General features: G+C 71.0%; 6 protein-coding genes and 1 pseudogene. 2 read left to right on the forward strand and 5 right to left on the reverse strand.

What is annotated here, in order from left to right; genetic code table 11:
• Window positions 1–17: 17 nt before the first annotated feature.
• The 5 genes from ABZ374_RS31185 to ABZ374_RS31205 form a co-directional block, all read right to left on the reverse strand.
• Window positions 18–2054 (reverse strand): bifunctional diguanylate cyclase/phosphodiesterase, encoded by a 2037-nt coding sequence (locus ABZ374_RS31185; protein WP_360317345.1) that lies wholly within the window; start codon window positions 2052–2054, stop codon window positions 18–20.
• Window positions 2055–2258: 204 nt separating this feature from the next.
• Window positions 2259–4472: an NAD-dependent DNA ligase LigA gene (ligA, locus tag ABZ374_RS31190; protein WP_360317347.1), complete on the reverse strand. Its 2214-nt coding sequence runs from the start codon at window positions 4470–4472 to the stop codon at window positions 2259–2261.
• A gap of 67 nt (window positions 4473–4539) precedes the next feature.
• On the reverse strand, window positions 4540–5544 hold the full coding sequence (locus ABZ374_RS31195) for a methionine synthase (RefSeq protein ID WP_360317362.1): 1005 nt from the start codon (window positions 5542–5544) through the stop codon (window positions 4540–4542).
• 70 nt (window positions 5545–5614) lie between these two features.
• Window positions 5615–7156: an MDR family MFS transporter gene (locus ABZ374_RS31200; RefSeq protein WP_360317349.1), complete on the reverse strand. Its 1542-nt coding sequence runs from the start codon at window positions 7154–7156 to the stop codon at window positions 5615–5617.
• A 51-nt stretch (window positions 7157–7207) separates the two neighbouring features.
• Complete coding sequence (locus tag ABZ374_RS31205; RefSeq protein ID WP_360317351.1) at window positions 7208–7801, reverse strand: NAD(P)H-dependent oxidoreductase; 594 nt, start codon at window positions 7799–7801, stop codon at window positions 7208–7210.
• Between the two features lie 123 nt (window positions 7802–7924).
• On the opposite strand from ABZ374_RS31205, the gene ABZ374_RS31210 reads away from it, so the two are divergent.
• A complete protein-coding gene (locus ABZ374_RS31210) occupies window positions 7925–8704 on the forward strand; it encodes a TetR/AcrR family transcriptional regulator (RefSeq protein ID WP_360317354.1) in 780 nt (259 codons plus the stop codon).
• 37 nt (window positions 8705–8741) lie between these two features.
• A pseudogene (locus ABZ374_RS31215) lies at window positions 8742–8804 on the forward strand (FBP domain-containing protein); the annotation flags it as partial.

The raw sequence follows: 8804 nt of genomic DNA on the forward strand, positions 1-8804 counted from the left end.
GCTGCCGGCGCCCGGCTTCACCCGACGTCGGCCCGGCGGTGGTTGAGGATCTCCGTGGGCACCGCCGGGGTCGCGTGGGCGCCGGCGCCGTGGCGGAGGAGCCAGGCGGTGGCCTCGGCGCTGGGGAGGGCCTTGGACATCAGCCAGCCCTGGGCCGCGTCGCAGCCGAGTTCGCGCAGGCGTTGGTAGGTGGCCTCGTCCTCGACGCCCTCGGCGACCACGCGCAGGCCCAGGGAGTGGGCCAGTTGCACGATCGAGCAGACGATCGCGGCGTCCTCCTCGTTCATGGTCAACCGGGCCACGAACGAGCGGTCGATCTTGATCTCGCTGACCGGGATGTGCCGCAGATGCACGAGCGAGGAATAGCCCGTACCGAAGTCGTCCAGGGACAGCCGCACGCCCAACCGGCGCAGCGCCTCCAGCGATTCGGCGGCCCGTTGCGGCTCTTCGAGGAGCACCCGTTCGGTGATCTCCAACTGCAACGCGCCCGCCGCGACGTCGTGTTCGCGCAGGCCGGCGGCCACCGAGTCGGCGAAGGAGGGGACGTGGATGTCCCGGGCGGAGATGTTCACCGCGACAGGGACGTCGATGCCCTCCACATGCCAGCGCGCCACCTGGTCCAGCGCGACGTCCACCACGTAGCGGGTGAGTCGGGGCATCAGCCCGGTCTGTTCGGCCAAAAGCACGAACTCCTCGGGGGAGACCTGCCCCCGGGTCGGATGGCGCCAGCGCACGAGCGCCTCGCAGCCGTCCACCCGACCGTCCGCGAGCCGAATTTTCGGCTGGTAATGCAGCTCGACCTCGTGATTGTCCAACGCCCGGCGCAGATCACCGAGCAGCAGCAGCTTGTCCCGGGTGTTCACGTCACGCGAGTCGTCGTACAACTCCACGCCGCTGCGCGAGCGTTTGGCCAAGTACATGGCCACGTCGGCGTATTGCAGCAGTCCGAGCACGTCCGAGGCGTGATCGGGGAAGATCGCCACACCGACGCTGGCCTCCACGTCCAGGGTCAACTCGTCCAGGTCGAACGGCTCGCCGATCCGGTCCACGATGCGATGCGCGAGGCCCAGGACCACCTCCTGCGCGGTCTGTCGGTCCGTGCCCATGTCCAACCCCGGCAGCAACAGGGCGAATTCGTCCCCGCCGAGGCGGGCCACCGTGTCGCCGGGGCGGACCAGCGTCTCCAGGCGCGCGCCGACCTGCTGTAACAGCCGGTCGCCGGCGACATGTCCGAGTGTGTCGTTGACCTCGTGGAAGCGGTGCAGGTCGAGCAGCAGGAGGGCGACCCGCCCACCGCGCCCGCCGGCCCGCCCGAGTGCCTCCTCGCCGCGCTCCAACAGCAGCCGCCGATTCGGCAGTCCGGTCAGCGCGTCGTGCCGCGACTCCTGCTCGCGGTCGAAGCGCACCATCGTGCTCTGGTACAGCGTGTGCAGCGGGACCACGAACAGCGGGAGCAGCCAAGGCTCTTCGGCGGCGACCACGGCGATCACCGGGGACAGCCCGATCAGCGCGCCGTGCGAGACCGCCCGGGCGCGCATCTCGGCGCGGGCCAGCGCGAGCACACTCGTGCCCCGCCAACTGGCCCGGACGAACCACCCGGAGATCTGCGACACCGCCGACATCGCGAGCCCGGCGAGCGCGACCACGGGGAAGTCCGCCACGTGCAGCGCCCGTGTCTCGTCCGGGCCCGGGTCGATGCCGAACAACCCCAGCACCAGGTCGGCGGCGATGAAGGAGAGTACGTAGTGGCCGATCGTGTAGCCGATCCGCCACCACGAATCACGTCTGAGCAGGCCGGACACCAGGATCGGCACGGCCTGCCACAGCGCCGCGATCTGCCACCCGTGCACGAGCAACAGGCCGAACGTGATGGCGATCGACGGCATCGCGCCGGGGACGTACAACCCCCGGCGCGTGAGCGCGGTGTACCCGCCGTCGATCGACACCAGCGCGAGCATGATCCACACGCCGGGTGTCAGCGGGATGGGACACCGACCGTCGGCCACGGCGAGCGTGGGCGGCACGACGAGCGCGCACAGGCCCAGTAACGCCACGATCCCGGTGTGGATGAAGAATGCCCGCGGTCGTGCCAGTCGCGACAGGTCAGTCCTGCCGATCCGACCCATGCGCCTGCTCCCTGCGGCCTCGTCGGGCGGCATCCCGGGCGCCGGGACGGGTACGCCTGTGGGGCACCGAGCCCGCCGGGTGGGCAAGCTCCCGCTCAGGGTAGGTCGTTCCGGCGGTGCGGGGGAGGGGAATCAGCCGGCGCGCTCGGCCACCCACGCACGGGCCGCCTCGGCGCCCTCGTTCAGGAGTACCGCAAAGCCCTCGTCGTCGAGGATCGGCAGCCCGAGTTGCACGGCCTTGTCGTATTTGGAGCCCGGATTGTCGCCGACCACGACGAAGTCGGTCTTCTTCGAGACCGAGCCTGTCACTTTGGCGCCGCGTTCCTCCAGGGCCTCCTTGGAGCTGTCCCGGGTGAAACCGGTGAGAGTCCCGGTGACGACCGTCACAATTCCGTCAAGCGGGCCGGGCGGCTTCTCCTCGTCCGAGCCCTCTTCGGCGAGCCGCACACCCGCCGCGCGCCACTTCTCGATGATCTCGCGATGCCAGTCCTCGGCGAACCACTCGGCCACCGCCTTGGCGATGATCGGACCGACGCCGTCGACCGCGGCGATCTCCTCCTCGGACGCCGCCGCGAGACGGTCGAGGTCGTGGAAGCCGCTCGTGATGGCCCGGGCGGTGGTGTCGCTGACGTGTCGGATGCACAACGCGGTGAGCACCCGCCACAGCGGTTGGGTCCTGGCCTTCGCCAGTTGTTCGATCAGCTTGACGGTGTTGGCCTTCGGCTCGGAGGGCTTCTTGACGTTGCCCTCCTTGTCGTACGTGGCCTTCGACCAGAAGTAGGGAACGAGTTCCTTCTCGTCCTCGGCCGCACCCTTGCGATTGACCTTGCGCAACATCTGCACGTCGCGCAGTTGTTCGGCCGTCAGGTCGAACAGATCGGCCTCGGTGTCGAGTACGGACGGACCGGCGGCCGGGTGGGTCAGCGCGACCGCGGTCTCGTAGCCGAGTGCCTCGATGTCGAACGCCTTGCGGCCCGCGAGGTAGAAGATCCGCTCGCGCAACTGGGCGGGGCACGACCGCGCGTTCGGACAGCGCAGGTCGATGTCGCCCTCCTTCATCGCGCGCAGTTCGGACCCGCACTCGGGGCACGCGGCCGGCATCTCGAACGCGCGCTCGCTGCCGTCGCGCAGGTCGGCCACCGGACCCAGGATCTCCGGGATCACGTCGCCCGCCTTGCGCAGCACGATCGTGTCGCCGATCAGCACACCCTTGGCCTTGACCACCTGCTGGTTGTGCAGCGTCGCGCGAGCCACCACCGACCCCGCCACCGTCACCGGCTCCATCACCGCGTACGGCGTGACCCGCCCGGTCCGCCCGACGCCCACCTCGATGTCCAGCAGCTTGGTGTTGACCTCCTGCGGCGGGTACTTGAACGCGATCGCCCACCGAGGCGCCTTCGAGGTCGCGCCGAGCCGGCCCTGGATCGGGATCTCGTCGACCTTGATCACGATGCCGTCGATCTCGTGCTCGACCGAGTTGCGGTGCTCGCCGTAGTACCGGACGAACTCCTTCACCTCGTCGATCGTGTCGACCACCTTGTTGTGCTGCGCGGTCGGCAGCCCCCACGCGTGCAGACGCTCGTACGCGTGCGACTGGCAGTCGATGTCGAAGCCCCGCCGGGCACCGATGCCGTGCACGATCATGTGCAGCGGGCGGGACGCGGTGACCCGCGGGTCCTTCTGCCGCAACGATCCGGCGGCGGCGTTGCGCGGGTTGGCGAACGGCTTCTCGCCGGCCTCGACCAGCCGCGCGTTCAACTCGTCGAACTTCTCGATCGGGAAGAAGACCTCACCCCGGATCTCGACCAGTTCGGGTACGTCGTGGCCGCCGTCGTCCCGCAACCGGGTCGGGATCTCGGCGATCGTACGGATGTTCGGCGTGACATCCTCGCCGGTCCGGCCGTCTCCGCGCGTCAACGCCCGAACCAACCGGCCGTTCTCGTACAGCAGGTTGATCGCCAACCCGTCGATCTTCAGCTCGCACAAATAGTGGAACGACCCGGTCCCCAACTCCTTGGTGAGCCGGTCGTCCCACTCGTCGAGCTCCTCCTCGTTCATCGCGTTGTCGAGGCTGAGCAGGCGCTCCAGGTGGTCCACCGAGGTGAAGTCGGTCGAATACGTGCCGCCCACCTTCTGGGTCGGCGAATCCGGCGTGCGCAGCGCCGGATACCGCTCCTCGATCGCCTCCAGCTCCCGCATCAGCGCGTCGAACTCGCCGTCGCTGACGACCGGCGCGTCCTTCACGTAGTAGCGGAAGCGGTGCTCCTCCAGCTCGCGGGCGAGCGTCGCGGCGCGTTCGCGCACCTCGGCCGGGATCTCGTCCACTCCGGTCGTCGCACCAGCCACGTCGTCGCCCTCCAGCGCCACCAGTTCGAATGGGTCGCGGCCGCGGCACCTGGCGCGCCGCGGGTCGCTACATGGCGCCTTCGGGGTCGTCCCGAAGCACCCGGCCGGCAGCCACGCCGTGGGACAGGGCGGCTCGGGCATGCGCCGGAGAGGCACCGGCGAGGCCACACGTGGGGGTCACCACGACGGCTTCGGCCAGGGACTCCGGCGGGAAACCGAGCCTGTTCCACAACGTTCCGACAGACCTGACGGTACCGGGCGGGTCGGACAGTGGGCGCGACCCCACACCGGGCTTGACCTCGGACGCGTCGCTCTCCGGGGCCAGGCTGGGGACCACCCCGGCGAAGAGCCGGAAGCCGGCCTCGACCGCCTCGCCGATCGATTCGTCCTGGGATCGCTGCAACAGCGAGACGTCGAGCGAGACGCCCGCCGCGCCGGCCTGACGCAGCAGCGTGATCGGCGTGCCGGGGGCGCAGCAGTGCACGATCGTCGGGACGCCCGCACCCGCGATCACATCGCGCAGCGTGTCCCGGACCACCGCCTTGTCCACCGCGCGCAACCGGCCGAACCCGCTCGCGGTCGGCACGTCGCCGGCGATCACGCCGGGCAGCGCGGGCTCGTCCAGTTGCAGCACCAGGTCGGCGCCGGGGATCCGGCGGGCCACCTCGGACACGTGCAACCGGATGCCCTCGGCGAGCGACACGGCCAGGTCCCGGCATGCGCCCGGGTCCGCCAACGCCTTGTCGCCGTAGGTCAGTTCGATGGTGGCGGCGAGCGTCCACGGGCCCGCGACCTGGATCTTGAGCGGACCGGTCCAGCCCTGGGTGAACTCCTCCAGCGCGTCCAGGTCCTGGCCCAGGTACGAGCGGGCCCGGCGGTGGTCGCGCCCGGGGCGGTCCACGAAGCGCCACCCGGAGGGCTGTACGTCGGTGTAGAGGTCGACCAGCATCCCGGCCGAGCGCCCGGTCAGGTCGGCGCCCGGCCCACGCGCGGGCAACTCGGGCAGGTGCGGCAGGTCGGTCAGCAGGCCGAGCACCATCCGGACCGTCTCGCGGATGTCCTCGCCCGGCATGGAACCGACCCCGGTGGCGCTGCCGGGTGACCAGGGAGAAGTACGTTCTGGGGTGTCCACGCCCGGAAGCTTAGTTCGCGCCGGTCGGTGCCCCGGCGGGTGTCGCGACGGGGTTCTTCGTGGCGGCCCCGCCCGCTGCCTCGGCCGCCGAGCGCAGCGGGACCTCGCGGACGAACCAGGACAACGCGAACGCGAGTGCGGACAACACCGCCAGCCCGATCACCACGCCGTGCAGGCCGCCGGCGACCGCCGTGCGGAAGGCGTCCCGGGCGGCGGTGGGCAATTCGCGCAACATGGCCGGGGTCGGGCCGGTCCCGTCCCGGTCCGGGCCCAGGCTGCCCTGGAGGCGGTGGGCGTATACCGCGCCCAGCAGCGCGACGCCGAGCGAGCCGCCGATCGTGCGGGTCAGCGTCGCGGTGCCGCTCGCCGCGCCCAGGTCGCGGGGGTCGGCGCTGTTCATGGTGAGCACCATGGTGCTCTGCATCACCAACCCCACGCCGATCCCGATCACCAGGGTCAGCGCCGAGGCCGCGGCCGTGGGGGTGTGCACACCCAGGCCGAGCAGTACGAGTGCCCCGGCGATCATCACCGCGCCGCCCGCGATGGGATACACCCGATAGCGGCCGGTACGAGTGATCAGCCGGCCGACGGTGACCTGGACGCCGAGCATGCCCAGCATCAGCGGCAGGAGCAGCAGGCCGCCCGCGGTGGGCGAGGCGTCCCGGACGAACTGCATGTACTGCGGCAGGTAGTTGGTGGCCGTGATCATCACCGCGCCGACCAGGAAGCTCAGCACCTGGGCGAGGGCGAAGTTGCGGTCGGCGAACAGCCGGGGCGGGATGATCGGTTCGGCCGCGCGCCGCTCGACCGGGACGAAGCCGGCGAAGGCGAGGGCGGCGAGCCCGGCCAGTCCCAGGATCTGCGGGGAGGTCCACGCGTAGGTGGTGCCCGCCCAGCCGGCGAGCAGGGTCAGCGCGACGATCGCGATGGTGAGCAGCGCGGCGCCGGCGTAGTCGATCCGGGCCTTGATCCGCACGGTGTCGAGGCGGATGCCGACGCCGACGATGGCCAGCGCGAGCAGGCCGAACGGCACGTTGACGTAGAAGGCCCAGCGCCAGTTCAGGTGATCGGTGAGGAAGCCGCCGAGCAGCGGCCCGCCGACCAGCGCGATCGGCATGACCGCGCCGAACAGCGCCTGCACCCGACCACTGTCGCGGGGCGGCACCAGCGTGCCGATCAGCGCGAACGCGCCGACCATCAGCCCGCCCGCGCCCAGCCCCTGGACGGCGCGGAAGGCGATCAGCTCGTTCATGTCCCGGGCCAGGCCGGAGAGCACGGAGCCGACCAGGAACAGCCCGATCGCGGCCAGGTACGCGCCCTTGCGGCCGTACAGGTCGCCGACCTTGCCCCAGATCGGGGTGGTCACGGCGGCGGCGAGCAGGTACGCGGTCACCACCCAGGACAGGTGCTCCAGGCCGCCCAGGTCACCCACGATGGTGGGCAACGCGGTGCCCACGATGGTGCCGTCGAGCATGCCCAGGAACATGCCCAGGATCGGGCCGAGGACGGCGAAGGGGATCCTGCCGGGCGGGGTGTCGGTTTCCTGTGGCATGGCGTTGCCCCCGTGGTGGGTTCGGTCGGGTTCGACGGTGCGGGCGCGAGGTCAGGCCGCGTACGGACGGACGGCCTTGGCCTCGCGCAATGCGTGCGCCCACCACACGAGCTGGTCGAGCATGGTCTTCGCGGCGGCGTTCGCGGCGGGGTCGATCGCGTCGCCCGCCGCGTCGAACCTGTCCCAGTGCCCGTGGAAGCTGACCGTGTCCCGGACGGTGACCGCGTGCAACTCGGCCAGTACGACCCGCAGTTGCTCGACCGCGCGGAGCCCGCCGGACAGCCCGCCGTAGGACACGAAGCCGACCGGCTTGGCGTGCCATTCCGGGTTGTGCCAGTCGATCGCGTTCTTCAGCGCGGCCGGGAAGCTGTGGTTGTACTCCGGTGTGACGATCACGAACGCGTCGGCGGCGGCCAGCCGGGGCGACACCTTCGCGAGCAACTCGGCGGTGTTGGGCGCGGGCGGCTGCCCGAAGGCCGGGAAGACGGTGGGCAGCGGGGTCTCGACCGGGTCGACCACGTCCACGGTGAGGTCGGAGTGCTCGGCGGCCCGGGCCCGGATCCAGGCGGCGACGGTGGGCGCGAAGCGGCCCTCCCGGGTGCTGCCGACGAGGATCACGAGGCGCAGGGGAGTGGTGGCGGGCATGGGTGCTCCTCGATGGGATGTGTACAACGTATCCGGCGGGATACAACGTACACAGACAGGTGTACGTCGTCTACTCTTGATACGTTGTACACATCGTTGCGGCGCAGCCCCCGGAGGACCGTCATGGCCGGCCAGCAGAAGAAGTCGTCGTCGGCCGAGGCGCGACCGGACGCCGCCGGCGCGGGCGGCGAGCCGCGCGTCTCGCTGTGGGAACGGCTGGAGAACCCGCCGCCGGCTCCGCGCGCCGTGCTCAGCCCGGATCGCATCGCCGAGGTCGCGGTCGGCGTCGCCGACGCCGAGGGCATCGAGGCGGTGACGATGCGGCGGCTGGCGACCGAGTTGGGTGTCGCGCCGATGGCCGCGTATCGGTACGTGTCGGGCAAGGACGACCTGTTGGAGCTGATGGTCGATCGGGTCTACGGCGAGTTGACCGCGCCCGAAGCCGGCGCGGGGTGGCGCGCGACGCTGCGCGGGTTGGCCACGGATACCCGCGACGTCGTGCTGCGGCACCCGTGGCTGGTGCAGTTGCCGTCGGCCCGCGCGGCGATCTCACTCACCCCGAACCGGCTGGCGGCGGTCGAGTGGGGGATGGCCGCGCTCGCCGAACTCGACCTGTCGCCGGACGACGCGATGGTCGCGGTGGACGCGGTCGGCGCGTACGTCCAGGGCCGCACCGCCGCCGAGGTGGCCACCCTGCGGCTGATGGAGGTTCGGGGTGCGGCCGATGTCCACGCGCTGCGCACGCAGTTGGCCCCGGAGATGACCTACCTGATGAAGACGGGCCGCTACCCCGCCTTCCACGACTACCTCGGCACCGCCCGGCACAAGGACGACCCGCGCCGCCAATTCGAGACCGCCCTCGACTGCATCCTCGACGGCCTCGCCGCTCGACTGGGCATCTGACCGCCGAGCGGACACCGGCAACCTCGAACGCCGGCCGGCCGGCCGGGACGGCAACTCGTTCGGCATGTACATCTGCACCGACCTCGCGTGCTCCCTGTAT

The organism is Embleya sp. NPDC005971, assembly GCF_040629175.1.
Taxonomy (GTDB): domain Bacteria; phylum Actinomycetota; class Actinomycetes; order Streptomycetales; family Streptomycetaceae; genus Embleya.

Coding starts and splice junctions, on each gene's coding strand:
- ABZ374_RS31195 (WP_360317362.1), bottom strand. CDS start 5,544: ATGCCGGGCGAGGACATCCGCGAGACGGTCCGGATGGTGCTCGGCCTG.
- ABZ374_RS31200 (WP_360317349.1), bottom strand. CDS start 7,156: ATGCCACAGGAAACCGACACCCCGCCCGGCAGGATCCCCTTCGCCGTC.
- ABZ374_RS31205 (WP_360317351.1), bottom strand. CDS start 7,801: ATGCCCGCCACCACTCCCCTGCGCCTCGTGATCCTCGTCGGCAGCACC.
- ABZ374_RS31210 (WP_360317354.1), top strand. CDS start 7,925: ATGGCCGGCCAGCAGAAGAAGTCGTCGTCGGCCGAGGCGCGACCGGAC.